This is a genomic window from Streptococcus suis (assembly GCF_046032535.1).
In the GTDB taxonomy this organism is placed as follows: domain Bacteria; phylum Bacillota; class Bacilli; order Lactobacillales; family Streptococcaceae; genus Streptococcus; species Streptococcus suis_AK.
Genome location: NZ_JARQPL010000010.1, coordinates 1 through 25320 on the forward strand (window position 1 = coordinate 1; position 25320 = coordinate 25320).

Sequence of the window (25320 nt, forward strand, 5' to 3'; positions counted from 1 at the left end):
GACGATAGCCTAGGAGATACACCTGTACCCATGCCGAACACAGCAGTTAAGCCCTAGAACGCCTGAAGTAGTTGGGGTTGCCCCCTGTTAGATACGGTAGTCGCTTAGCAAATTGGGAGTTTAGCTCAGCTGGGAGAGCATCTGCCTTACAAGCAGAGGGTCAGCGGTTCGATCCCGTTAACTCCCATATAAGCGGGTGTAGTTTAGTGGTAAAACTACAGCCTTCCAAGCTGTTGTCGCGAGTTCGATTCTCGTCACCCGCTTTGAACATAGTTCATACCCAAACTTGGTTTGGGCGCGTAGCTCAGATGGTTAGAGCGCACGCCTGATAAGCGTGAGGTCGGTGGTTCGATTCCACTCGTGCCCATTATATGGTCCGTTGGTCAAGGGGTTAAGACACCGCCTTTTCACGGCGGTAACACGGGTTCGAATCCCGTACGGACTATATTATTTGGAGGATTACCCAAGTCCGGCTGAAGGGAACGGTCTTGAAAACCGTCAGGCGTGTAAAAGCGTGCGTGGGTTCGAATCCCACATCCTCCTTAGTATTATCGCGGGATGGAGCAGCTAGGTAGCTCGTCGGGCTCATAACCCGAAGGTCGTAGGTTCAAATCCTGCTCCCGCAATTTCTTTAAGAATTTGGCTCGGTAGCTCAGTTGGTAGAGCAATGGATTGAAGCTCCATGTGTCGGCGGTTCGATTCCGTCTCGCGCCATTAATTTAATATTATATTTCGGAGAGATAGCGAAGAGGCTAAACGCGGCGGACTGTAAATCCGCTCCTTCGGGTTCGGGGGTTCGAATCCCTCTCTCTCCATACCTTTACGGGCATAGTTTAAAGGTAGAACTAAGGTCTCCAAAACCTTCAGTGTGGGTTCAATTCCTACTGCCCGTGTTATATGGCGGGTGTGGTGAAGTGGTTAACACATCAGATTGTGGCTCTGACATTCGGGGGTTCGATTCCCCTCACTCGCCTATTTTAATATTGGGGTATCGCCAAGCGGTAAGGCAAGGGACTTTGACTCCCTCATGCGTTGGTTCGAATCCAGCTACCCCAGTTCAACTATATGCCGGCGTGGCGGAATTGGCAGACGCGCTGGACTCAAAATCCAGTGTCCGCAAGGACGTGCCGGTTCGACCCCGGCCGCCGGTATAGTTGAAAAGACAAGGTTTCTAAGCCTTGTCTTTTTTTTTATATTTGCAATTTCTCTTGTTTGATTTACTAGAAATTTCTTGACAATAGTCGAAATTTAATGTATCATAAAGTTACAAAATATAAAAATAAATTAATTAATGCGAGGTGTGTTTATGGTTCTATTAAAGAATGTAAAATTAATTTGTGATGCTGTGGTTAATGACTGGAAGCCAGAATATGATTTTGAGGTAGAACATTTCAAGTTACCGCTTTCAAAAAATGATTTTTTCAACACCACCTACTCTATTTTAGATAATAAAACTATTAATGAATATCTAAAGTCATTGACAGGCGGTTCGAGTTATAGGTATGGTACGTTCAAACGGAGAGCTGAAATACTAATTTGCATTGGTTTAGTTCAACATCTTGAATTTAACTCTATTGATAGTATGACTCTAGAAAATGCATTATCTAGGATAAATGTGAATATTTCACTCAACATTAAAAATTTTGAAGATGATAAAGGAAATTTCAATTTCGAATCATGGTTTGAATACTTGTCAAATAATAATAGAATACAAGTTACTGAAGAATTTGATGATATTTCGTTCTTCCTCATGCTAACAAATTTAAATAACATAATTCAATTCTATGGGGTATTACCTTATTTAATTAAGTTTTCAGATGATAGATTATATTTTTACTGTATTGATTTTGCTAATAAAGAAAGTAGATTCTTTGTTAGTGTAACAAATCCATTGGCATCACATTTTTGCTAATAAATTTAAGGAGGTTAGAACTAAAGAGTCTTAGCCTCTTTTTTGTATAACAGAATATAATACGTACACTTTGTTGTTTTTTAAAGCTCATGATTGTAGATACCTTCTGCCATACTATTTAAATATAAGACTTCAAAATATTTCTTATATTTACTCATCATGTATCCGAATTTCAGTATAAATTGGAAGTCATCTAGTAATTTTCTTTCATTTCTATAAAATAAATTTCCGTCTTGTATGATTCCTAATTCTTTTTTATATTTCTCAATTTCATTTAAGATGTATTTCTCTTCTTCTTCAGATAAGTCTTGTTTTAGAAATATTACAACCTCTGCATTATGACTCTCTTTCCATACTTTTGGCTCGAATTCCATACGATTATATTCACCAATTGCAATATTATTAAATTGAAATGTTTCAAAGTACCTAGTATATCTTGAAAGTCTTAAAGCAAAACTCACGCTATAAGGGTAATCATCAAATTTCTCTACTTCATTTCTATAATATATATTTCCTTCCTGTATTATGCCGTAACGTTTTTTCAACTTGTTTATTACTTTCTGAATATAAGTTTTATCGTCTTCGCCAAGGTTTTCTTTTATGAGAATTTTAACTTCGAAATTATGTTTCATTGTTATACCTTTCATATTATTTAGATTTTGTTGATGTTTCTTTTAGTTAGTATATCAAGTTTTTATAGCAGGTCATCAAGTTTATCAGCCAATGCTTTTTGTTTGCTTGGGTATAAGTGGGAGTAAGTATCAATCGTAGTCGTGATTGAAGCATGTCCCAGTCTTTCTTTGACTACTAGATAATCTTCCCCCTGGTTAATCAGCAGGGAAGCGTGTGAGTGCCTAAAATCGTGTATGCGTATCTTTTTTAGTGTGTCATCGCGTTCAAGGATTTTCTTGTATTGCTTCTCAATAGCATTTTTCGTAATTGTGAGAGGGTTACTTTGAAACACTTGGAGGGTTAAACTGTCGCTTGTAAATTGTTCCAACAGGTGTTTTTGTTGCTGTTGCCAATGTTGTAGTTCTTGGCTTAATTTTTTATTGATAATAATCCTCCTAGTTCCTGCTTTAGTCTTTGTTGTGCTAATGTGGCTAATTCCTTTATTGACATAGATAGATTTTGTGATATGAATTGTATTGCTGGAAAAGTCAATGTCTTTCCATGTTAGTGCAAGTGCTTCACCAAGTCTTAACCCTGTAAAGAACAAAACGGTAAATAATAGTTTGATATTGTATTCTTCTGGCTCAAACAGCGTTAGAAACCGCTGAAATTCTTCAACTGTCCAAAACTGCATTTTAGTTTTTTCAATTGGCAATTTTTTTAGTAACTTTACTGGATTTGTATTGTAATAACCTTTTCGCAAACCTACATCAAATATTTTTTTGAGCAATATCATTATTTTATTGATTGTATTTGTGCTTAATGCTTTATCTGAATTTTGTGCTACTTTTTGCCTAAGATGTTCTCTGAATTGGTATATATCCTCATAAGTCAATTTTCCTACATTATCGACGTTTGAAAAGTAATCTTTAATGTGTCGGTTGTAGTTATTCTCTTGCGTGTTGATATAACTAACTTTTCGATGATTTATTATATCTTCTTCTTTAAGTAACTCATAGAGCATAGAAACGCTTATTTTAGCCCCAAAGTAGCGTTCCTTTAGTTCTACACTACGTAGATAGTTTTCTGCCTCAGTTGCTTCTTTTTTGGTTTTATAGCCCTTTCTGATTATTCTACGTTGCTTTAACGTTATCGGGTCAAAACCGTTACTAATATCGACAATCCAACCACTACCGTTTTTATCTTTACGTATTGCCATTTTTACCCCCTAGTGGGCTATTTTGGACATCAAAGCCTAATAATTCAGTTGCCACCGTTGCTGGTATAGTTCCAATACGCTTGTTTTGGTAGACATTGAACCCTCTTGCTATTAGAAGCTCTTTTCCTTGTCGGATAATGCGTTTGGAAGTTCCCTCAGAGAAACCAAGGGCAACTAGGTCATTTTTATTTATAGTGGCTATCATGTACTTACTCCTTTAATCATCTAATTTTATTTTCTTATACTTTACAAGATTATCGAAATACTGACCGTCTTTATAGACCTTACTGGTGTATTCCGTTTCATATAGGACGGTTGAGTTATTATAATCAAAAGTTTCATAGGTATAGAACTTATCTTCATCAGGCTTTTTCAGATTACGTGATGATAGATAAGCTTGTTTACCAAAGTTTTCTAATAACTCCTGTCCGATACCTTTTTCAAAGTATTTGGTAACATATCGACCGCGGTTTTCTTTACTGTCGACATCAACTTTATTTATCCGTACTGCTCCATGCCCCCAGAGTTCCAAAAGTTGACGATGTGGGATATAGGGAACGCTGAAAAGTAGAATATGAGCGTGCCATGCTCCACGTTTCTGTTTCTCTAATACTGCAATGTATTTTAACTGGCTTTTCTTTGTTTGGAATATGTGATAATTAAAGCGTTTGATAAATGTTTTGAGTAAGTCTTTGAATTCGTTTCTCTCGCTGATATTTTCTTTAGTGGTCAAGGTAAGAAAAGAAGTCGTATCATCAAAGTTACAATCGACTAGACGGAGTAAGTTCCACTTTGCTTCTAAGCGAGTTTTTTTCATGCGTTCAAGACGTTGTTCTTGTTCTTCTGGTGTTAGTTCGTCAAATGTTCTGCGTTTTGATTTTTCCTTGTTTTCAGTATTAGTATCTATAATTGATTTTCCCTTTGAAAATATTGGCTTTTCATATTCCCAAATTTCAATATAGGAAGAAGTGCGGACTATTTTTTTATTATATGAGGTCATAAAAAATAGTTCCTTTTTGGTTGGCTTTCGCCAAAAGATTGTCTATATAATAAATAAACTAGGAGGAGCAAAGCTCCTCCCTACTTCTATCATGTGATCCTAAGCACCGCTCCGCTAAACACGCTTCCAGCTTGCCGACCTCCAGTCGGCAGTTTTGCCTAGGTACATGATTAGAAGTAGTTATGTATTATTGTTTAATATTTGGGTTAAACTTATTGGACAAAAATCATTTACTTCAACTCCTACGGTAACCCTCCTAGTAGTTATATGATTGAGTGACGGTATTATAACAAAGAACGGGTATGATATGACTTTTACCAACACAACCATCAATAAAATAATGACTTTTTTGGTCATGGTAGATTTTCCCAAGATAGCTTGGGTCGTTTGCGACCTCTGAAGAAGCAATATGTCCTGAAATAATATCCTTATAAAAATATCCGATATTTGCTGGAAATTTGTTAGTAAAAATATCAGGATTAGAATACAATTTCCAATTTTCTCCGAACTCTTCATCAATTCCAGCATGGACAAATATTTGATTATCAGTCTCATAAAAACGTTCTGAATTAAAATATTTATTTCTAAACCAATCTACTATTTCAGGATATTCAGAAGTAATACAGTCTCTTATTTTCTTGTTAATTTGAACAAGGCATTCTTCATCAGATATAGAAAAATCTGATACAACTGTATCAACGATATTTTTTCGCTTATTCTGACCAATGAAACTAATTATAGTATCATAAGAAGTGTATTTAGAATCTCCGTCTTCCTCAAAGAGCCACTCAGAAAAATATTCTTCATGATTTCCTAATAAAGTGATAACCTGGTCAGGAAACTTATTTTCTAGTTCGATGATTTTTGAGATAACTTGAAAAGATTGAGAACCACCATCTATGTAGTCGCCAAGCAATATAAGTCGATTGTCCGTATCAGATAAATCCACTTTTGACAGGCTTTCAATAAATTCATCATAATGTCCATGAATATCGGACATGACATAAATTTTAGACATAAAAAATTCCTATTGAATTAACTTTTTTAATGTTTCGTATGTTTCTAAATTTCCCCAATTTGTCGAGATGACTGTTAATTCATTGTGTTTGTCATCATGGATAATCAAATCACCATTTCCGATAACTTGATATTCATGATGGTTATTAAGGCATAATGAAAATGTATCAATTCCAATAATATTATTAGAAGCATCAATATTTTTTTGGGGAGTATGACCTACAATCTGTTTGGGATGTTTCAAGTTTGTTTTTTCTTTTAGCTCGCTTAAATCTGCCCACAGAGGAGAACCAGTTTCAAATAGTCCTCCTCGTTTTGTTCCAATGCTATCAGCCAACTCTTCTAGTTTGTGAAGATGTCTTGAGGTGATTTTTTCAAAGTGCCAAGGTTCAGGGTTGAAAAGAGTGGTATATCCTGCGTGACTGATAAGAAAATCATTCAATTGATACGCTACTTGTAATCCTAGTTCTTTTAATTGTTCTTTAATAGCAAAAAACACTTCTATATTTTCAACAGAATACTGACTGACGAAATTTATAAGATAATCTGCATCGTGGTTACCGATGATATTGATAACCTCCAAACCATTGGCTTCCATATTCTTTTTCCAACTAAATAAAAATGTGAGGTCATGTGCATAGAGATTTATATTATTTGTTTGACCAGGAAAGTCAACATAATCTCCGAGGAAAATAACTCTTTTGACATTATTATCTTTGATAACATTGTCAACTATTGGCAAAATTAGTTGAGATTTCAGATGTAAATCTCCGACTAGTAATGTTTTCATTTGACCTCCTATCTTGCATTTACTGCATAATCATAATATAAGTAATTAGCAATTAATGAATGTGAACTGCCATCTATATAATCTAAAACCAAAATATATTGGTTGTTATATCATATAAATCCTCCTTTGAAAGGTTTCAACAAATTCATCATAATGTCCATGAATATCGGACATGGCAAAAATTTTTGACAAAACCTCCTACTATAATGGTTTCTTACTCATTTCTTATCCATTCTTGAGTTTGCATCCACTTTAATATATCTTCAATTTGTTGTGGTGTGAACTTATATCCACCTTCCCAACTTAAATCTTCTTCAGCGATACGATGTAAAGAATGAAAGTCAATTTGGTGTGAGAACCTTATATAATTTGTATTTTCCCAATATTTGAGTGGCTCAAACCAAATTCGTTTATTATTAGTATGAGGAGTATCATCAATAAAAAATATCATTACTTCTAATAAATCTTTTATTGCTTGTAATTCTGAATCGGAATATTTTCCAGGAGGTTGAGAATAATAGTTGACATCTTCAATCATTGGTTTCTCCTATCTTGCATTTACTGCGTAGACATAATTTAAGTAATTAGCAAAATCCCCCATTCGTTTTCTATCGTCATTAAATTCAGCGTACCAAGATACATCTCCATTTTGTTCCTGTATCCATACTCTGATATCTAATAATAATTTTCTAATGTCATTATGAAGAACAGTTCGTGCACCGTCAAAAGAATGTTGTTCTTCTCGAGTTAGGGTAAACCATTTTCCACGTGCTTCGGAATATTGGGCACAAAGTTCAATCAATTTTTTCCAGTATTCTTGAAATTTAGGGTCATGTATATTAACAGAGCTGATTAAGTTGTCATAAATCTTTTCAGCTTGTTCGAAAGTTAGGGAACTTTTATCCTTTAGGAAGTCTCTGTAAGTAAAAATTTGCATTTTGGTACTCCTTTATTATTTTATAATATATTCTATCACAACTATTTTGTTACAGGTAAGACATCAGAGCAAGCAAACCAAAGATTGCCATTGAATTGTCCAACATTCAAATCTTTAAGTGCAACAGGACAAGTCTTGTTGTTTGCCATTTCTTGAACAGAAGCAGTAGGGGTTAAAGTGTTGACCTTGACTTGAATCATTTCCATAAAGAAATCTGAGGTTTCATCTTGAATTGATACATTGAGCCGTAAAGCTATTGGTTTATTGGTTTCTCTGTCTAAGACTTCAGTATATCCTTTTACGGCAAAGAAGCGATTACCAAGGAGCTCAGGTTTCAAAAAATCATTTAGTTTCATAATAGTTTCCTTTCTTATCATCGCTGAGCGATGAGGAACCGATATTTCTACTGAAAATCTTACGAATTTCAGTAAAAATATCGATTGCAATTAGTTGGTTTCCTCTAAATATAATTGTAGTTCGCTTATAAAATTAAATTGTTTGGTATCTAAGTAGGGGCTTTCCCAGTATTGAGCGTTTTCCCTGCCTGACCCCTGCATATAAAGATAGCCAGCTCCCTTTACTTCAATAGGTTTCAGATTGTCAGGAGTAGCAGAGCCAAAGACCATTCTATAACCTTCATTAGAATTGGCACCAAGAGCGATTCTCAATCCCAAGTTATCTCTAAGGTCAGTATTTAAGGTTTCGGCTCTCATTTGTTGGGCTGCTACAAGGATAAATATACCTGATTGCCTTCCGAGTAAAATAATTTGTTTAATTCCGTCCATAACTTCGGCAATAATTTCTCTTGATTTTTTATCTGTCCCTGACGCTTGAAATGCCCCCATTTCATCAAAAATCAGCCATAGAGGTTTAAAGCCATGGTCTGCAAAGTTTGAGCCGTATAGAAAGTTATCACGCATATATTGATATCGTTCCTGCATTTCTTCGACTACTAAACGGACAATACGAGCGATATTATTAGGAGTGGTTGCTACATATTTTTCTCCAAAGTAATGTGACAAGCTACCCAGGTCAGAGTTTTTTGGGTCTGCTATGTAGACAGTTGATTGTCGCTTGAGAAGTTCTAAAATCAAGAAAGTAATAAAAACTGACTTTCCACTTCCTGTACCTCCTGAAACCAAAATGTGAGGGCATTTTACAGGGTCATAGATTATTCCGTATCCTAAATCAATATTATGGTTGTTAATCAGTTGTTTTTGGCTGTGAGATTGTAGAATTAATCTTTCTGGTTTTTTGTAGTAAAAGTGGTACTCTACAAAACTAGGACGGATAATTTTCTCGTCTAATTCAAGTTCGAGAACTCCAGCAAGGACATCATCAAGTGACTGTACTTTTTTGCTAAATTCATCGCCTGTAATCAGAGCTTTGATAAGTACGTGACCCTTTTGCCTATCTAGCTCATATTCTAAGGTTGCACTTCTAATAATTTTTTCATGCCCTGTACTATCTTTTTGAGCAGTATAAAGTCGGTTAGTATATAGCACATACAATAAACTTTCTCTAATTATTAAATAAAAATCCAGGTTATATCTGAAATGTTTTAATTTAAGGTGGATTTTATATATAACAAAACCACTTAGTAAGAAGAATGGGATTTGAAGAAAAGCAGGTGCCCTAATATTTACGATAATAGTAAATAGAGTACAGACCGTCAGTCCTAGTATCAACCATTGGAATACTCTTAATCGGCGACTTGAAATAATGTAATTTCTTGTTAAATCTGCTATATGTTTCAGTCTAATCATAAAATCTCCTCTCTACTATTAAAGTGAAATAGTTGCAGTTAGGATTGCGTGGTCAGGATATCCGACTTTATTTTGATAATCAGGATTTTTTAAGAATTTCCAGGAATAAGTTTCATTTGATATAGGAACATTAGCAAAAATATGGTCTAATTTACAATACTTCCAAGAATTTACATCTGATGGAGTATATGCAGTTAAACCTGATTGGCTCATTTCCTTGACAAGTAATGGATAAGAGTAAAATTCCCTAGCTTTTCCTTGGTAGGAATGAATATCGTCATTCTGTTTGAAAAAACCATTATTAAAGTCACCTAGAATAATAGTATTTTCATGACTTGCAGGCAAATTTGAAATTAGATTATCTAGTTGTATTTTGCGCTCTTTAAAATCTTCAATGATATCTTTTCCACCAGTTTTTATACGAGTACCTATAATATTTAAATCCTTACCAAATATATTTACTGTAACTCGTAAAAAGTTTGGATTACTATCATCATTATCAATGGTAGTGAATTTACTATCAGAAATTAAGGAACTTTTGATAGCTACTAAGATTTCGTTTCCGAATTCAAGAGAACGGTTATCTTCAAAAATTTTATAGCCAATATCTTGCAATCTAGCACAGAATAAATTATGGGTCTCTGTCTTGACATACTCTGTTAGACAAATAATATCTGCGTTCAATTGTCTTATTTCGGTTACAACCATATCAGGAATTTGTCTGCCAAGTCCTGAACGTTGATTGATATTCCAAGTTGAAACTGTAAGTTGTGTCATAAAACTATCCTCCAAAAAAATAGCAAGAGGAGGAACTCCTCCTGCTAGTCGTCTAATCCGTCAAATATTTCTCCTTGTTCGTCCCCATCATAATAACTTTCCAATTCTTCATAGAAGTAATCTAAAGTTTCTTGGTCAAGTTTATCCATATTAGTCTCCTTTTTTGTAATCTAAAATCATTTTAATACATCTGCAGAAAATTGTCAACTATTTTTGTTGAAGTAATCTAAAATCGTATTGTGGGAAGATAAAAAAAGAGGAGAATACTCCTCTAGTCTATTAATGTGATACTATTTTTAAAATTATTCAAAATATTCTCTAGTAAACTATAATTTATTGGAGCAACTATATCATGTAAATTTTGTTTTAACTCCTCAATTGCTTCTATAGTGGATAAATTTTTATTTGTATTTACCCGTCCAGTTTTGTTTAATATGATAGCTCCCTTTAGCATAAATTTCACTGTAACTCCAATAGTTACACTTCTAGTGGTTGTAAAATTTGGCAATAGTATTTTTAATTCTCTAATGCCATTCTCAACTTCCTCACTAATTTGCACTTTGACATTAGTTCCGTAACCTTTTTGGTACTCCAAATATTCCAATGATATTGTTTCCTTATCATTAATGATAGGCTCCCAATTGGCAATAGCCTTAGTTTCTTCGAAAGCTCTAGTAAGTATCTGACTGCGTGTAAGTTCAATTTTAGAATTACCTGCATAAATCTTTTTCAATTCTTCAAAATAAAAAATACCTTCACTTGACACCCTAACCTGAAATTCAGCCATGAAAATTCCCCTTGTAATTTGTATGGTAATATTATATCATGTAATTCAAAAAAGTTGAAAGATATTTATGATTTTTTTATTTCTATACTGTAAACATACTGACAGAAAAGTTAAGTTGGAGGTCACTTAATCAAAAGGTGTATATAGCCAGTAAAATTCGACAATAAAAGTATAAGCTGATTCTCCTACATTGAACTTTTGACACTAAGTTTTTCAAAATTTAAGAGAAGAGCAAATTACTAGTTCCTAAAAAGTTACTAAAAATAAAAAAATCCATCGTTTTTACGATAGAGAGAATTCCTAATAATGCTGATTTAACTGGTCTTTATTCTTATAAAACCTCAAGAACCAAACTCAAAATCCAGTGTCCGCAAGGACGTGCCGGTTCGACCCCGGCCGCCGGTATAGTTTAAAAGACAAGGTTTCTAAGCCTTGTCTTTTGTTTTATCTTTTCTATTGCTCTTTTTCAAGTTGCCAAAAAATTGGCTCATTGTCAACTGTAGTGGGTAGACGAAAAGCTAACACCTAGAGAGGACGAAATTCGTTCTCTCTTTTTCGGTGTTTCTTTTTTGTTAAGAAGGTTTACGAGTTGCTATGGATAGATAGGATAGATAGGATAGATATACTCTTTTTCAGTAAATTTTCCTTGTTTTTTTGTTTTCTATGTGGTATACTTAACAAGTTAATTAAAAGGTTAAGGGGATGCCTATGAATCGTATTGCATTAGAAATTGAGAAGTACCTGCACGAGATTGTTTTGAGTTCGGAGAATCAATTGGAGATTTTGGTTGGTTCTTGTCAAAGCACGGTGAAGTTGACGAATACGCAGGAGCATATTTTGATGCTTATTGAAAAGGCTGCATATACTAATACTGAGATTGCTAAGGAGTTGAATGTTAGTCAGGCTGCAATCACGAAGGCTACTAAGTCTTTAGTTTCTCAGGGCTTATTGGTGGCGGTTAGAGATGCTAAGGATGCTCGTGTTGTTCGCTTTAGTTTGACTGAGGCTGCTAAGCCTATTGCTGCAGAGCATGCTCATCATCACGCGCATACCTTGGAAGCTTATGAAGAGCTTTTGGAACATTATAGTCTTGAAGAGCAGGGGTCAATTGCTCGATTCTTAAGTGAGTTAGTGGAGAAGATTAGAAAATAAATGAGATATATTACTGTGGAAGACTTGTCGTTTTACTACGATAAAGAACCGGTTTTAGAACATATTCATTATTATCTTGATAGTGGGGAATTTGTGACTTTGACTGGTGAGAATGGCGCAGCCAAGACAACCCTCATTAAGGCGACTTTGGGGATATTGAAGCCCAAACAAGGGAAGGTTTCTATTGCTGAGAAGAGTATAAAGGGTAAGAAGTTGAGAATGGCCTATTTACCTCAGCAAATTGCAAGTTTTAATGCTGGTTTTCCAAGCACGGTTTACGAATTTGTAAAATCAGGGCGTTATCCTCGACAAGGTTGGTTTCGTCGTTTGACAGCCCATGATGAGGAACATGTTCGGATTAGTTTGGAATCAGTTGGCATGTGGGAACATCGGGATAAGCGCTTAGGTGCTTTGAGTGGTGGGCAGAAGCAGCGTGCGGTCATTGCGCGTATGTTTGCCTCTGATCCAGATATTTTTATTCTGGATGAACCGACAACAGGGATGGATGCAGGGACCAAGGATGCTTTTTACCAGCTCATGCATCATTCGGCTAAGAAGCATGGGAAGTCGGTTTTGATGATAACTCATGATCCTGATGAGCTGAATAAGTATGCTGATCGAAACATTCACTTGGTTCGTGATCAGCAGTCTCCTTGGCGTTGTTTCAATGTTCATGAAGCGGATGAGGAGGTTGCCCATGTTTGATCTATCTGTATTTCATTATGACTTTATGCAGCGTGCTTTCCTGGCAATCATTGCGATGAGTCTGTTATCGCCCATTTTGGGGGTCTTTTTGATACTTAGACGGCAGAGTTTGATGTCGGATACTCTTAGTCATGTTTCGTTGGCGGGGGTTGCATTTGGTTTGGTATTGGGGATTTCACCAACGCTTTCGACTGTTCTTGTCGTTATTGTGGCAGCTGTATTTTTAGAGTATTTGCGGACAATTTACAAGAATTTTATGGAAATTGGGACGGCTATCCTCATGTCGACTGGTTTGGCTATTTCGCTCATTGTCATGAATAAATCTGGTGGGAAATCAGGGCTTAGTCTGGAACAATATCTGTTTGGTTCGATTGTGACGATTAGTCAGGAGCAGGTAATTGCTTTGTTTACGATTGCTGTGATTGTCATTGTGCTGACATTGCTGTTTTTACGTCCGATGTATATTCTTACCTTTGATGAGGATACGGCATTTGTAGATGGGTTACCTGTGCGAGCTATGTCCATTGCCTTCAATGTGGTGACTGGTGTTGCCATTGCCTTAATGATTCCTGCGGCAGGTGCTTTGCTGGTTTCAACAATTATGGTGTTGCCTGCTTCTATTGCATTGCGACTTGGTAAGAGTTTTAAAGCTGTTATCTTTACTGGGATGGGCATTGGCTTTTTTGGAATGGTCATGGGCTTGTTGACTTCTTACTATGCAGAAACCCCGGCGAGTGCAAGTATTACCTTGATTTTCATTAGTATTTTCTTACTGGTGAATGTTGTTCAAAAATTTAAAAAATAAGGAGTTAAGATGAAAAAAGTTGGTTTATTATTCTTGTCTGTCTCAGCTTTGCTTTTGGGGGCTTGTGGCAATAGCACAGCTTCTGAAGATGGGAAGTTGAATATTGTAACGACCTTTTATCCTGTTTATGAGTTTACCAAGCAGGTGGCAGGTGATGAGGCAAATGTTGATCTGTTGGTTAAGGCTGGGACAGAGGTTCATGGTTATGAGCCGTCAGCTAAAGATATTGCTCGTATCCAAGAGGCAGATGCTTTTGTTTATGAAAATGAAAATATGGAAACATGGGTCCATGATGTAGAAGGTTCAATTGATACTGAAAAAGTAAATGTTATCAGTGCAACGGATGGGATGCTCTTGTTACCGGGTAGTGAAGAAGGGGAGGAACACGACCATAGTGAGGAGGGGCATAGCCATGCTTATGATCCGCATGTATGGTTGTCTCCTGAGCGTGCCATCACACTTGTAGAAAATATTCGTGATAGTTTGGTAGCTAAATACCCAGAAAAGAAAGATGCTTTTGAAACAAATGCGGCAGCCTATATTGAGAAATTAGATGCTTTGGATGCTAAATATTCTGAAACATTATCTGCTGCGAAACAGAAATACTTTGTTACACAGCATACTGCCTTTGCTTACTTAGCTTTGGACTATGGTTTGAAACAAGTTTCTATTACAGGTGTTGCTGCAGATGAGGATCCAACTCCATCACGTCTAGCAGAATTGACAGAGTATATTAATAAATATGGTATTAAGTATATCTATTTTGAAGAAAATGCGTCAAAATCTGTTGCAGAAACACTTGCCAAAGAGACTGGGGTTCAGTTGGATGTTCTTAATCCTCTTGAAAGTTTGACGGATGAGGATATGAAAAATGGTAAGGATTATATTTCTGTTATGGAAGATAATCTGACTGCCCTTGAAAAAACAACTTCCCAAGAAGGTTCTGAAATTTTGCCAGAAGAAGGTGCTGAGACTGCGCAAACTGTTTATAATGGTTATTTTGAAGATAGTGCCGTAAAAGATCGTACTCTTTCAGATTATGCAGGTGAGTGGCAATCTGTTTATCCATACTTGCTTGATGGTACACTAGATCAGGTCTGGGATTACAAGGCTAAGATCAAAGGTGGTATGACAGCTGAAGAGTACAAGGCTTATTACGATACTGGCTACAAAACAGATGTTGATCAAATTAACATTACAGATAATACCATGGAATTTGTAGTGGGAGATAAGAAAGAAAAATTCACGTATAAGTATGTGGGCTATAAGATTTTGACCTACAAAAAAGGAAATCGTGGTGTTCGTTTCTTGTTTGAAGCAACGGATGCAAATGCTGGTAACTATAAGTATGTTCAATTTAGCGACCACAATATCGCCCCGGTTAAAACAGGTCACTTCCATATCTATTTTGGTGGAGAGAGCCAAGAAAAACTCTTGGAAGAGTTGGAAAACTGGCCGACATACTACCCTGTTGGTTTGACTGGTTTGGAAATTGGTCAGGAGATGCTGGCTCACTAAGAATAATGAGAAGACTGGGCAAGGTGTTCAGTCTTTCTTCTTAACAATTTTTGACTACAAATGTAAACTGAAATTAGAAAATTATTGTTGGGAGGTGAATGTGTGGAGCAGACAATTTCTGCTGCGGAGTGGCAGGTCATGCGGGTCCTGTGGGCCCATCCTGGTGCGACTTCTCAGGAAATTATTCAGGCCTTGCAGGAAGGCTTTGATTGGCAGGCGACGACCATTAAGACACTTTTAGGGCGGCTGCGGAAGAAAAACTATTTGAGAATGGCTAAGGAAACTAGCAAATACCACTATTATCCGCTGATTAGTGAAGAGGAACATTTGCAGGGGCAGGTGGAGCTCTTACTAGCTACCATCTGTTCCACAAAACAGGGGCAATTGGTTGACAAACTGCTAGACACAGGGACATTTTCCCAAAAAAGCCTAGAAAATCTGGCCAGCAAAATCTCGCAGTTACAAAGGACTGCACCCGAGCAAATCGCTTGTCGGTGCTTGGCGGGGCAATGTACCTGTGGGCATCATGCAAAAGGAGAACAAATATGAAACAAACCTTGAAATTGAAAAACTTATCGTGCCAAAACTGTGTCAAACACGTGACTAATCACCTCTTGGACTTGGACGGGGTGGAAGAGGTGAACATCCAGCTGGATCAGCAGTTGGCGGAGGTGGAAACCTCTGTAGCCTATGACTTGGAACAGTACCAAGAGGTGCTGGATGATACAATCTATGAAGTGGAAGAGTTGGTATAAAGGTAAAAGCAGCCGTCGGGCTGCTTTTTATAATGCTTTGAGAAAGGCGTTCAGGTCAAGCTGTACTTGTGCAAGTGAAATTTGGTCCCAGAAGCCGTCTGATTGAAAGCGTGGAATCAGGTGGACATGGAAATGGGAGCCAGCATCAAACAAGCGATCGTTGCAGGCTGTGGTCACACCGTCAATTGCCAATGCTTGACAGAGTTTATCAGTCAAAAAGACTTCCAAGTCCAATAGTTCATAGCGAACAGTAGGTGGGACTTGACTGAGTGTGTCATAGTGATCTTTGCTGATAATCAACAGATGCCCAGTTTGAATAGGGTCAATGTCCCAGACCACCTTGAAATGTTCCGTCTGGTAGAGAATCTCTTCTTCTTTGAGTTGGTGGCAAAAAATGCAGGTCATGTCTTTTCTCCTAGGTTAGCAGAAAAGGAAATCACATAGGATTTCCTTGGGAATTATATGTGATTTACTCTAACTGCCATTTTTTCTTTCCACTCCTGCCGTCTCTTTTCGAAGAAGGCTGCTCCTAGGAAAGATACGATTGGCCGCAAAATGTAGAAATAAAAGGCAAGTGTCGGATTAAAGTAAGCAAATAGGATAACGACGATGTTGAAAAGGGCGACGGTCACCAATTGCCGTAAGTGTGCCATGGAAACAAACCTCTTTGTATATGTTGTTCCGGCAAACTTTTCTTGTAGGACAAAGTAATTCAAAATGGATTGACAGAGATTGACTGCAATGGTCACGACCCCATAACCAACAACAGCCGTGGTGGTTATGCCTTCCATCATCCACCGAGTAAAGAGGGGAATGAGGGCCAGCGTTGCCATAAAGTTGAATTGAACAATTAAGATTTTGCTGGTTGCGTGCTCAATCTGTCCTAGAATCTTGTGGTTGTCATACCAAAAATCCGCCACGATGAAAAAGGATACAAAGAAGATGAGGATGCCAGTGAAAAAGTGATGTATATCAACAGTGTCGCTCGGTAAAGGAATTTCCAGCAACATCATGGTGATGATAACCCCAATCACTGCGTCGGAGAACACCTCTAGATGTTCCTTCAGGCGTTTGGCACGACGTGTCTCATCTTCACGATAGAGTTGGTCCAAAAATGCTTGACGTTCATCGGCAGACAAATGCTCTAACTCAGGATGCAAAAGACTGGCTTCCTGAGCCATTTGTTCAAAGTAGTCGTTCAAAAATTCTTGATTTTTAGGATTTTTCTTGGTATTTTTCATCGCTTAATAAGTCAAAACTGAATATTTTTTCTTACCACGACGGATAACGGTTAACTCGCCGTCAATCTTGTCACTGTCAGAAAGGGTATAGTCCAAGTCCTGCACACGCTCACCGTTGACATAGATGGCACCATTTTGCACATCTTCACGAGCTTGGCGTTTTGAGTTGACAATACCAGAGGTGACTAGGAGTTCAACGATGTTAAGGTTGTCTTCAGCCTGTACAGCGTAGTTTGGAACGTTGCTGAGGCCCTGCTTGAGTTCTTTTGCGGATAGTTTTCTGATATTGCCAGCGAACAATTGCTCGGTAATGTTAAGGGCTTGGTTATAAGCCTCTTCACCGTGAACCAATGTCACGACTTCCTTAGCCAAAATCTTCTGAGCCAGACGTTCATGACGGGCAGCGTCAAATTTTTCTTCAATCTCAGCGATCTCATCTAATGACAAGAAAGTAAAGATTTTCAAGAAACGAACGGCATCGTCGTCCATGACATTGAGCCAGAATTGGTACATTTCATACGGAGAAGTCTTGTCGGCATCTAACCAAATGGCGTTGCCTTCCGATTTGCCGAATTTCTTACCTGTCGAGTCGGTGATAAGTGGTACAGTCATAACGTGACCAGACTTGTCAGCCTTGCGGCGAAGCAATTCAGTACCTGCTGTCATGTTGCCCCACTGGTCAGAACCACCGATTTGTAGGGTCACATTGTGCTTGTCATTGAGCTCGTAGAAGTCATAACCCTGCATGATTTGGTAGGCAAACTCGGTGTAGGAAATCCCTGTTTCAATCCGTTTTTTCACAGAGTCCTTGCTCATCATGTAGTTGACCGTGTAGTATTTACCGACATCACGAAGGAAGTCGATAAAGCTGATGTCTGAGAACCAGTCGTAGTTGTTGACCATTTCAGCCTTATTATCACCATTTTCAAAATCCAAGAAACGAGAGAGCTGACCTTGGATTTTTGTCACCCAACCGTCAACGGTGTCTTTGGTCTGCAAGCTGCGCTCCGCATCCTTGAAGGAAGGGTCGCCAATCAGACCAGTCGCACCGCCAACTAGGGCGTAAGGCTTGTGGCCTGCCAACTGCAAGCGACGGCTAGTTAAGATAGCAACCAAGTGCCCCAAGTGTAAACTATCTGCTGTTGGATCGTATCCTGTGTAATAAGAAACCTGTCCTTCTGTCAATGCTTTTACCAAGGCTTCTTCGTCTGTCGTTTGAAAGACCAAGCCACGAGCTTTTAGTTCTTCAAAAATGTTCATGTGGGCTGTCTCCTTTAGGTTTAATATACAGGACCATAAATCATTTTATATGATTTTTGGACCGAACTTCATTTTAAAAAATTCCTCCCTATTATACCACGAAATTGCGGAAAATAAACAAAATTTGGTATAATGGAACGATAAGGAGTTAATATGGCGACTAAATCAGATAAGCAAGATTTTAAAAAGAAAATCAGTGCCCTAGGCCTAGGGGATGTAGTAGGAGTTTTCCTTCGGACGCTGAAATTATTATTCAATTCAGTAGCAGTCTTGGTCTTCCTATTCGGTCTTTTTGGTGCGGGTATAGGAATTGGTTTCGTGGTTAGTCTTTTCGATGATGTTAAGATTCCCAAAACAGAGGAACTGGTAGCGAAGGTTTCAGAAGTTAGTCGGATTTCCACCGTTACCTATTCGGATGGTAGCTTGGTGTCGGAAGTTAATTCAGATTTGCTTCGTGTACCCATTACTTCGGAAGAGGTCTCTAATTATCTAAAACAGGCTGTAATTGCGACAGAGGATGAAACATTTGAAACCCATAATGGGGTTGTGCCTAAGGCTGTTTTGCGTGCGGCACTGGGATCAGTTGGTCTAGGTTCATCTAGCGGTGGTTCAACCTTGACGCAGCAATTGATAAAACAGCAACTTGTCGGAGATGCTCCAACCTTTACGCGTAAGGCTAATGAGATTGTTTCGGCTTTGGCATTAGAGCGGAATATGACCAAGGAAGAGATTTTGACCATTTACTTAAATGTTTCTCCATTTGGTCGAAATAATCAGGGACGAAATATTGCAGGGGTAGAAGCTGCGGCTCAGGGAATTTTTGGTAAACCAGCGAAAGACTTGACTGTTCCGCAGGCTGCTTTTATTGCAGGCTTACCTCAAAGTCCGATTGTTTATTCTCCCTATGCATCAGATGGAACACGTAAATCAGATGAAGATATGATTTACGGTATTGAACGCTATCAAGATGTTCTCTTTAATATGTATCGGGCGTCATTCTTGACCAAGGAAGAATACGAAACCTACAAAGCTTACGATATTAAACAAGATTTTATTGCTCCAGCTCCTGTAATGGCGGATACGAAAGATTATCTCTACTACGAGGTCATGGAAGAAGCGCAAGAGGTTATGTTTGATTATCTGGTAAAACGCGATAAGGTTTCTGAAAATGACTTGAAAAACGATGAAACTAAGGCTTCCTATGAAGAATTGGCTAAGCAAGAATTGAGTCAAGGCGGCTATACGATTAAGAGTACCGTTGATCAAGGAATCTATGCGGCAATGCAGTCTGTTGTGGCAAATTATGGCTCTGTTTTGGATGATGGAAACGAATATGTCGAGACAGGTAGTGTCTTAATTGATAATGCCACAGGAGCCATTTTAGGATTTGTAGGTGGTCGCGACTATGCAACCAACCAAAATAATCATGCCTTTGATACCCTTCGTTCGCCAGCGTCAACCATCAAGCCTCTGTTAGCTTACGGTATTGCGATTGATCAAGGTTTGATAGGTTCTGCCAGCATCCTTTCAGATTATCCAACGAACTTCTCAAGTGGACAACCGATTATGTATGGTTCAGGACGTGGTACTGGTATGATGAACTTACAGACGGCTATTGACCGTTCTGTTAACATTCCTGCTTTTTGGACCTATAAGATGATGAGAAATGCAGGTGTAGATGCCAAAGCGTACATGGATAAAATGAATTATCATATTCCTATGTACGATATTGAAAGTGTACCGTTGGGCGGTGGTGTTGAAATTTCAGTATTGACAAATACCAATGCCTATCAAACTTTGGCAAATGGTGGCGTTTATAACAAACATTACATTGTTGAAAGCATTACTGCCTCTGATGGAACAGTAGTGTATCAGCATAAAGCGGCTCCGGTTCAGGTCTATTCTAAAGCAACTGCAAGTATTATGAACCAGCTTTTGAGACAGGTTGTCAACTCTGGTTATACTACGACGTTCAAGAGTCGATTGAGTGGTTTAAACCCACAGGCAGCATCATCTGATTTCGTCGGTAAGACGGGAACAAGTAATGAAGTCAATGACGTGTGGCTCATGCTATCAACCCCTAGAGTAACTTTAGGTACCTGGGCTGGGAATGATGATAACTCAGAAATGTATGTCTGGACAGGCTACCACAATAATTCACAATATGTGGCCTATATGGTTGATGCGCTTTACAATGTTAATGCGGATATGTTCGCAGGAAAATTTGAATTAGACAGTAGTGTTATTGCTTCTAGCGTTGTTGCTTCTACAGGTCAACGTGCAGGGACGACACAGGTAAATGGGCGCCAAGTAACAGTTGGTGGTGCGATGACAACTAGTTATTGGGCTAAAAATGGTGCACCAGTAACGAGTTATAACTTCATGGTTGGGGGGACAGATAGTGACCGAGCACAGGCTTGGAATACAATTATCGGATCCCAAACGCCAACATCAAGTAGCTCAACCCAACGAAGCAGTTCGACTCGGAGTAGAACGAGTTCTCCAGCTAATAACACGAACCAGTCATCAGAAACGCAAACAGCAACTAGTGAGCAAGCGAATAATGATTCACCTTGATTTTTTCTAGTACTTGTGCTATAATAGTGTAAATTATTTGTCGTGTGTCTTGTTTGAAATATTGTCCAAACAAGGCTTGCAGCAGTTAAATCAAACTTTTTCAAAGGAAGATTTAGCTGCTCTTTTTGTGTCTATGAGGAATTTTTTTGAGAATTGTTACCTATTCTTAAAAATTCTAAAAATTCAGAAAAAGGATGAATGTTGGTCATCACATGGCTGTATATAATTGAACTCGGGCTACACTCCTGTAGAAAAAGATACATCTCCTTGCAATCTTTTGATGCTTTGTCGATGTCCTATTTTCTTTTGGAGTACTATACGCCCTCGTATCTTTTAATTGAACTCGCCTACAACTCTGTGAAAAAAAGAAAAGGTTTGTAGAGCTTTGTTTTTGTTTACTTCGTGGCGTCGTAAACGACTGAACTTTCTTCGACTATTGGTCTAGAAAGTCCTAGTCGTTCTGACGAGGGTGCGTCAACAAAATCAAAGATTTTGGACTTACCGCTTATTTTTCTTTGAGTTGTTTACGGCTTAGTATCTTAAATTGAACTCGGGCTACACTCCTGTAGAAAAAGATATAGTTTGTGGAACTTTGACTTTGTTTACCCCTTGGCGTCGTAAACGTCTGGCCTTTCTTCGACGATTTGTCAAGAAAGTCCTAGTCGTTCTGACGAGGGTGCGTCAACGAAATCAAAGATTTCGGACTTACCGCTTATTTTCTTTTGGAGTGTTAGACGCCCTCGTATCTTTTAATTGAACTCGCCTACAACTCTGTGAAAAAAGATAAACAGCTCCTAGGAGGCTTGCCTCCGTCGTCGTGTTTCCTATTTTTCTTTGAGTTGTTTACGGCTTAGTATCTTATTACAAAGGAGAAAACTTTTGGCAGGACATGAAGTTCAGTACGGTAAGCACCGTACCCGTCGTAGTTTTTCAAGAATCAAGGAAGTTCTTGATTTACCAAATTTGATTGAAATCCAAACGGACTCTTTCCAAGACTTTTTAGATTATGGTTTGAAAGAAGTCTTTGAAGATGTACTTCCAGTTTCAAACTTTACGGATACCATGGAATTGGAATTCGTTGGTTATGAATTGAAAGAGCCTAAATACACATTGGAAGAGGCGCGTGCGCATGATGCGAACTACTCAGCTCCAATTTATGTAACTTTCCGTCTGGTGAATAAAGAAACTGGCGAGATCAAGACACAAGAAGTCTTCTTCGGTGAGTTTCCAATCATGACTGAAATGGGTACCTTCATCATCAACGGTGCAGAGCGTATCATCGTTTCTCAGTTAGTTCGTTCACCAGGTGTCTACTTCAATGATAAAGTAGATAAGAATGGTAAAGTTGGTTATGGTTCAACGGTTATCCCTAACCGTGGAGCTTGGTTGGAATTGGAAACTGATTCTAAGGATATTGCCTACACTCGTATCGACCGTACGCGTAAGATTCCGTTCACAACGCTTGTTCGTGCGCTTGGTTTCTCAGGTGATGATGAAATCTTTGACATCTTTGGCGATAGCGAATTGGTCCGCAACACCATTGAAAAAGATATTCATAAAAACCCAGCAGATTCTCGTACAGATGAAGCCCTCAAGGAAATCTATGAGCGTCTTCGTCCAGGTGAACCAAAGACAGCTGAAAGCTCTCGTAGCCTTTTGACAGCTCGTTTCTTTGACCCACGTCGTTACGACTTGGCACCTGTTGGTCGTTACAAGATTAATAAAAAACTAAACCTTCGTACTCGTTTGCTCAACCAAACACTTGCTGAGCATGTGATTAACAGTGAGACAGGTGAAATTGTCTTGGAAGCTGGTACTGTATTGAGTCGTGATGTGCTTGAAAAAGTAGAAGCACAATTCGATGAGCTCAACTTGGTAGAATACATTCCAAATGATAATGCTGTTCTTCTTGAGCCAGTTCTTTTGCAGAAATTCAAGATTGTAGCTCCTAAGGATCCAGAACGTGTTGTGACGGTGATTGGTAATGCTAATCCTGCAGAAAACGTACGTACAGTAACACCTGCGGACATCTTGGCTGAAATGAGCTACTTCCTCAACTTGGCTGAGGGTCTTGGTCGTGTAGATGATATTGACCACTTGGGTAACCGTCGTATTCGTGCCGTTGGTGAATTGCTTGCCAACCAAGTACGTATCGGTTTGACTCGTATGGAACGTAACTTGCGTGAGCGTATGTCGGTTCAAGACAATGAAGTATTGACGCCACAACAAATCATCAATATCCGTCCTGTTACAGCCGCAATCAAAGAATTCTTTGGTTCATCTCAGTTGTCACAGTTCATGGACCAACACAACCCACTTTCTGAGTTGTCTCATAAACGCCGTTTGTCAGCCTTGGGACCTGGTGGTTTGACTCGTGACCGTGCTGGTTATGAGGTTCGAGACGTTCACTACACTCACTATGGTCGTATGTGTCCGATTGAAACGCCTGAGGGACCAAACATCGGTTTGATCAACAACTTGTCTTCTTATGGTCACCTCAACAAGTATGGTTTCATCCAAACACCATACCGCAAGATTGACCGTGCAACTGGTACAGTTACAAATGAGATCGTTTGGTTGACAGCCGATGAAGAAGATGCTTATATTGTAGCCCAATCAACATCGCCACTTGATGAAAACAACCGTTTCGTTGATAAGATTGTTATGGGACGTCACCAAGGTAACAACCAAGAGTTCCCAGCAGATTCAGCAGATTTCATGGACGTTTCACCTAAGCAGGTAGTTGCTGTTGCGACAGCATGTATTCCTTTCTTGGAAAACGATGACTCCAACCGTGCCCTCATGGGTGCCAACATGCAACGTCAGGCTGTCCCATTGATTGATCCAAAAGCGCCTTACGTTGGTACTGGTATGGAATACCAGGCTGCCCATGACTCAGGTGCGGCAATTATCGCTCAACACGATGGTAAGGTTGTTTACGCAGATGCGGACAAGGTAGAAGTGCGTCGTGAAGATGGATCGCTTGATGTCTACCACATTTCTAAATTCCGTCGTTCAAACTCGGGTACTGCCTATAACCAACGTACCCTTGTAAAATTGGGCGACATCGTAGAAAAAGGTGACTTCATCGCAGATGGACCTTCTATGGAAAATGGGGAAATGGCTCTTGGTCAAAACCCTATCGTTGCCTACATGACTTGGGAAGGTTACAACTTCGAGGATGCGGTTATCATGTCTGAACGCCTTGTGAAAGACGATGTGTATACATCTGTTCACTTGGAAGAGTACGAATCAGAAACCCGCGATACTAAGTTGGGCCCTGAGGAAATCACTCGCGAAATTCCAAACGTTGGTGAAGATGCTCTTCGCAACTTGGACGAAATGGGTATTATCCGTATCGGTGCTGAAGTTAAAGAAGGCGACATTCTTGTTGGTAAAGTCACACCAAAAGGTGAAAAAGATCTTTCTGCTGAAGAACGCCTCTTGCACGCTATCTTCGGTGATAAGTCACGTGAAGTGCGTGATACATCTCTTCGTGTACCTCACGGTGCCGATGGTGTCGTTCGTGATGTGAAAATCTTTACTCGTGCCAACGGTGATGAATTGCAATCAGGTGTCAACATGTTGGTTCGTGTTTACATCGCTCAAAAACGTAAGATCAAGGTCGGAGATAAGATGGCCGGTCGTCACGGAAACAAGGGTGTCGTTTCACGTATTGTACCTGTTGAGGATATGCCATATCTTCCAGACGGAACACCAGTTGACATCATGTTGAACCCACTCGGGGTGCCATCACGTATGAACATCGGTCAAGTTATGGAACTTCACTTGGGTATGGCGGCTCGCAACTTGGGCATCCATATCGCAACACCAGTTTTCGATGGTGCAAGTTCAGAAGACCTCTGGTCAACTGTTAAAGAAGCAGGTATGGATTCAGATGCCAAAACCATTCTTTACGACGGACGTACAGGTGAGCCATTTGACAACCGTGTGTCTGTCGGCGTCATGTACATGATCAAGCTTCACCACATGGTTGATGATAAACTCCACGCCCGCTCAGTCGGACCATACTCACTCGTTACCCAACAGCCACTCGGAGGTAAGGCTCAGTTTGGTGGTCAGCGTTTCGGTGAGATGGAGGTTTGGGCCCTTGAAGCTTATGGTGCTTCTAACGTCCTTCAAGAAATCTTGACTTACAAGTCAGATGATGTGACAGGCCGTCTGAAAGCCTATGAAGCCATCACCAAAGGTAAACCAATTCCAAAACCAGGTGTTCCAGAATCATTCCGCGTTCTTGTCAAAGAATTGCAATCACTTGGTTTGGATATGCGTGTCCTTGATGAAGACAACAATGAAGTAGAATTGCGTGACCTTGATGAAGGTGAAGATGATGACATCATCCACGTAGATGATCTTGAAAAAGCACGTGCAAAAGCCGCAGCTGACGCAGCCGCAGCCTTTGCAGCAGAAGAAGCAGAAGGTAAAGAATAATTAGAATGGATGGAACAAGTTGGTCCAAGCCTCAGAAC

Annotated in this window: 24 protein-coding genes, 12 tRNA genes and 1 rRNA gene; 22 read left to right on the forward strand and 15 right to left on the reverse strand. The window is 39.0% G+C overall.

Annotated features, from left to right (window positions below):
* The 14 genes from rrf to P7J58_RS04700 all read left to right on the forward strand — a co-directional run.
* Positions 1–109: ribosomal RNA gene (rrf, locus tag P7J58_RS04635) — 5S ribosomal RNA — on the forward strand; the annotation flags it as partial.
* 5 nt (positions 110–114) lie between these two features.
* Positions 115–187: transfer RNA gene (locus tag P7J58_RS04640), tRNA-Val, on the forward strand.
* A gap of 5 nt (positions 188–192) precedes the next feature.
* A tRNA-Gly gene (locus P7J58_RS04645) sits at positions 193–263 on the forward strand.
* Between the two features lie 30 nt (positions 264–293).
* A tRNA-Ile gene (locus P7J58_RS04650) sits at positions 294–367 on the forward strand.
* Positions 368–373: 6 nt separating this feature from the next.
* Positions 374–445, forward strand: a tRNA-Glu gene (locus P7J58_RS04655).
* Between the two features lie 8 nt (positions 446–453).
* Positions 454–543, forward strand: a tRNA-Ser gene (locus tag P7J58_RS04660).
* A gap of 9 nt (positions 544–552) precedes the next feature.
* Positions 553–626, forward strand: a tRNA-Met gene (locus P7J58_RS04665).
* Positions 627–641: 15 nt separating this feature from the next.
* Positions 642–714: transfer RNA gene (locus tag P7J58_RS04670), tRNA-Phe, on the forward strand.
* Positions 715–734: 20 nt separating this feature from the next.
* Positions 735–815: transfer RNA gene (locus tag P7J58_RS04675), tRNA-Tyr, on the forward strand.
* A gap of 7 nt (positions 816–822) precedes the next feature.
* Positions 823–893: transfer RNA gene (locus P7J58_RS04680), tRNA-Trp, on the forward strand.
* Positions 894–900: 7 nt separating this feature from the next.
* Positions 901–973, forward strand: a tRNA-His gene (locus tag P7J58_RS04685).
* 11 nt (positions 974–984) lie between these two features.
* A tRNA-Gln gene (locus P7J58_RS04690) sits at positions 985–1056 on the forward strand.
* 11 nt (positions 1057–1067) lie between these two features.
* Positions 1068–1151, forward strand: a tRNA-Leu gene (locus P7J58_RS04695).
* A 155-nt stretch (positions 1152–1306) separates the two neighbouring features.
* A complete protein-coding gene (locus P7J58_RS04700) occupies positions 1307–1912 on the forward strand; it encodes a hypothetical protein (protein WP_408555787.1) in 606 nt (201 codons plus the stop codon).
* Positions 1913–1992: 80 nt separating this feature from the next.
* Here P7J58_RS04700 and P7J58_RS04705 read toward each other — a convergent pair whose 3' ends face one another.
* The 12 genes from P7J58_RS04705 to P7J58_RS04760 form a co-directional block, all read right to left on the reverse strand.
* Complete coding sequence (locus P7J58_RS04705; protein WP_398585100.1) at positions 1993–2544, reverse strand: hypothetical protein; 552 nt, start codon at positions 2542–2544, stop codon at positions 1993–1995.
* Between the two features lie 62 nt (positions 2545–2606).
* Positions 2607–3743, reverse strand: coding sequence for a tyrosine-type recombinase/integrase (locus P7J58_RS04710; RefSeq protein WP_408555788.1), 1137 nt, complete (start codon positions 3741–3743; stop codon positions 2607–2609).
* Positions 3730–3948: a DUF3173 domain-containing protein gene (locus P7J58_RS04715; protein WP_024403297.1), complete on the reverse strand. Its 219-nt coding sequence runs from the start codon at positions 3946–3948 to the stop codon at positions 3730–3732. Before P7J58_RS04715 ends, P7J58_RS04710 begins: the two co-directional genes overlap by 14 nt.
* Positions 3949–3960: 12 nt before the next feature.
* The gene (locus tag P7J58_RS04720) at positions 3961–4743 is read right to left on the reverse strand and encodes a Rep protein (protein ID WP_172047299.1); all 783 of its coding nucleotides are present in this window, start codon (positions 4741–4743) and stop codon (positions 3961–3963) included.
* A gap of 256 nt (positions 4744–4999) precedes the next feature.
* Positions 5000–5761, reverse strand: a complete 762-nt coding sequence (locus tag P7J58_RS04725) for a metallophosphoesterase (protein WP_408555789.1) — start codon at positions 5759–5761, stop codon at positions 5000–5002.
* A gap of 9 nt (positions 5762–5770) precedes the next feature.
* A complete protein-coding gene (locus P7J58_RS04730) occupies positions 5771–6550 on the reverse strand; it encodes a metallophosphoesterase (RefSeq protein ID WP_398585096.1) in 780 nt (259 codons plus the stop codon).
* Positions 6551–6764: 214 nt separating this feature from the next.
* Positions 6765–7088: a hypothetical protein gene (locus P7J58_RS04735; RefSeq protein ID WP_029186902.1), complete on the reverse strand. Its 324-nt coding sequence runs from the start codon at positions 7086–7088 to the stop codon at positions 6765–6767.
* A gap of 9 nt (positions 7089–7097) precedes the next feature.
* Positions 7098–7487: a hypothetical protein gene (locus P7J58_RS04740; RefSeq protein ID WP_029186901.1), complete on the reverse strand. Its 390-nt coding sequence runs from the start codon at positions 7485–7487 to the stop codon at positions 7098–7100.
* Between the two features lie 41 nt (positions 7488–7528).
* On the reverse strand, positions 7529–7843 hold the full coding sequence (locus P7J58_RS04745; protein WP_004195544.1) for a hypothetical protein: 315 nt from the start codon (positions 7841–7843) through the stop codon (positions 7529–7531).
* Positions 7844–7933: 90 nt separating this feature from the next.
* On the reverse strand, positions 7934–9253 hold the full coding sequence (locus P7J58_RS04750) for an FtsK/SpoIIIE domain-containing protein (protein ID WP_398585095.1): 1320 nt from the start codon (positions 9251–9253) through the stop codon (positions 7934–7936).
* A gap of 18 nt (positions 9254–9271) precedes the next feature.
* Positions 9272–10030: an endonuclease/exonuclease/phosphatase family protein gene (locus tag P7J58_RS04755; protein ID WP_398585094.1), complete on the reverse strand. Its 759-nt coding sequence runs from the start codon at positions 10028–10030 to the stop codon at positions 9272–9274.
* A gap of 271 nt (positions 10031–10301) precedes the next feature.
* Positions 10302–10817: a hypothetical protein gene (locus tag P7J58_RS04760; RefSeq protein WP_398585093.1), complete on the reverse strand. Its 516-nt coding sequence runs from the start codon at positions 10815–10817 to the stop codon at positions 10302–10304.
* Between the two features lie 708 nt (positions 10818–11525).
* Between P7J58_RS04760 and P7J58_RS04765 the strand changes: the two genes are divergently transcribed.
* The 6 genes from P7J58_RS04765 (at position 11526) to P7J58_RS04790 (ending at position 15752) form a co-directional block, all read left to right on the forward strand.
* Positions 11526–11969, forward strand: coding sequence for a zinc-dependent MarR family transcriptional regulator (locus P7J58_RS04765; protein WP_408555790.1), 444 nt, complete (start codon positions 11526–11528; stop codon positions 11967–11969).
* Complete coding sequence (locus P7J58_RS04770) at positions 11970–12674, forward strand: metal ABC transporter ATP-binding protein (RefSeq protein ID WP_002936595.1); 705 nt, start codon at positions 11970–11972, stop codon at positions 12672–12674.
* On the forward strand, positions 12667–13479 hold the full coding sequence (locus P7J58_RS04775; RefSeq protein WP_099876390.1) for a metal ABC transporter permease: 813 nt from the start codon (positions 12667–12669) through the stop codon (positions 13477–13479). The genes P7J58_RS04770 and P7J58_RS04775 overlap by 8 nt, the downstream gene beginning before the upstream one ends.
* 9 nt (positions 13480–13488) lie before the next feature.
* Positions 13489–14997, forward strand: coding sequence for a metal ABC transporter solute-binding protein, Zn/Mn family (locus P7J58_RS04780; protein ID WP_172104851.1), 1509 nt, complete (start codon positions 13489–13491; stop codon positions 14995–14997).
* A gap of 102 nt (positions 14998–15099) precedes the next feature.
* The gene (locus tag P7J58_RS04785; protein ID WP_408555791.1) at positions 15100–15546 is read left to right on the forward strand and encodes a CopY/TcrY family copper transport repressor; all 447 of its coding nucleotides are present in this window, start codon (positions 15100–15102) and stop codon (positions 15544–15546) included.
* Complete coding sequence (locus P7J58_RS04790) at positions 15543–15752, forward strand: heavy-metal-associated domain-containing protein (RefSeq protein ID WP_024397942.1); 210 nt, start codon at positions 15543–15545, stop codon at positions 15750–15752. The genes P7J58_RS04785 and P7J58_RS04790 overlap by 4 nt, the downstream gene beginning before the upstream one ends.
* A gap of 27 nt (positions 15753–15779) precedes the next feature.
* On the opposite strand, the gene P7J58_RS04795 is transcribed toward P7J58_RS04790, so the two are convergent.
* The 3 genes from P7J58_RS04795 to tyrS are packed head-to-tail and all read right to left on the reverse strand — an operon-like array spanning position 15780 to position 18253.
* Positions 15780–16157, reverse strand: coding sequence for an HIT family protein (locus P7J58_RS04795; RefSeq protein WP_408555792.1), 378 nt, complete (start codon positions 16155–16157; stop codon positions 15780–15782).
* Positions 16158–16210: 53 nt separating this feature from the next.
* A complete protein-coding gene (locus P7J58_RS04800) occupies positions 16211–16993 on the reverse strand; it encodes a TMEM175 family protein (protein ID WP_408555793.1) in 783 nt (260 codons plus the stop codon).
* Between the two features lie 3 nt (positions 16994–16996).
* Positions 16997–18253: a tyrosine--tRNA ligase gene (gene tyrS, locus P7J58_RS04805; RefSeq protein WP_408555794.1), complete on the reverse strand. Its 1257-nt coding sequence runs from the start codon at positions 18251–18253 to the stop codon at positions 16997–16999.
* Between the two features lie 153 nt (positions 18254–18406).
* Here tyrS and pbp1b point away from each other — a divergent pair, with 153 nt between their 5' ends.
* Together pbp1b and rpoB are read left to right on the forward strand one after the other, a co-directional pair.
* On the forward strand, positions 18407–20830 hold the full coding sequence (gene pbp1b / locus P7J58_RS04810) for a penicillin-binding protein PBP1B (protein WP_408555795.1): 2424 nt from the start codon (positions 18407–18409) through the stop codon (positions 20828–20830).
* 879 nt (positions 20831–21709) lie between these two features.
* Positions 21710–25282 (forward strand): DNA-directed RNA polymerase subunit beta, encoded by a 3573-nt coding sequence (rpoB, locus tag P7J58_RS04815; protein ID WP_029178143.1) that lies wholly within the window; start codon positions 21710–21712, stop codon positions 25280–25282.
* The last annotated feature ends 38 nt before the right edge of the window (positions 25283–25320 follow it).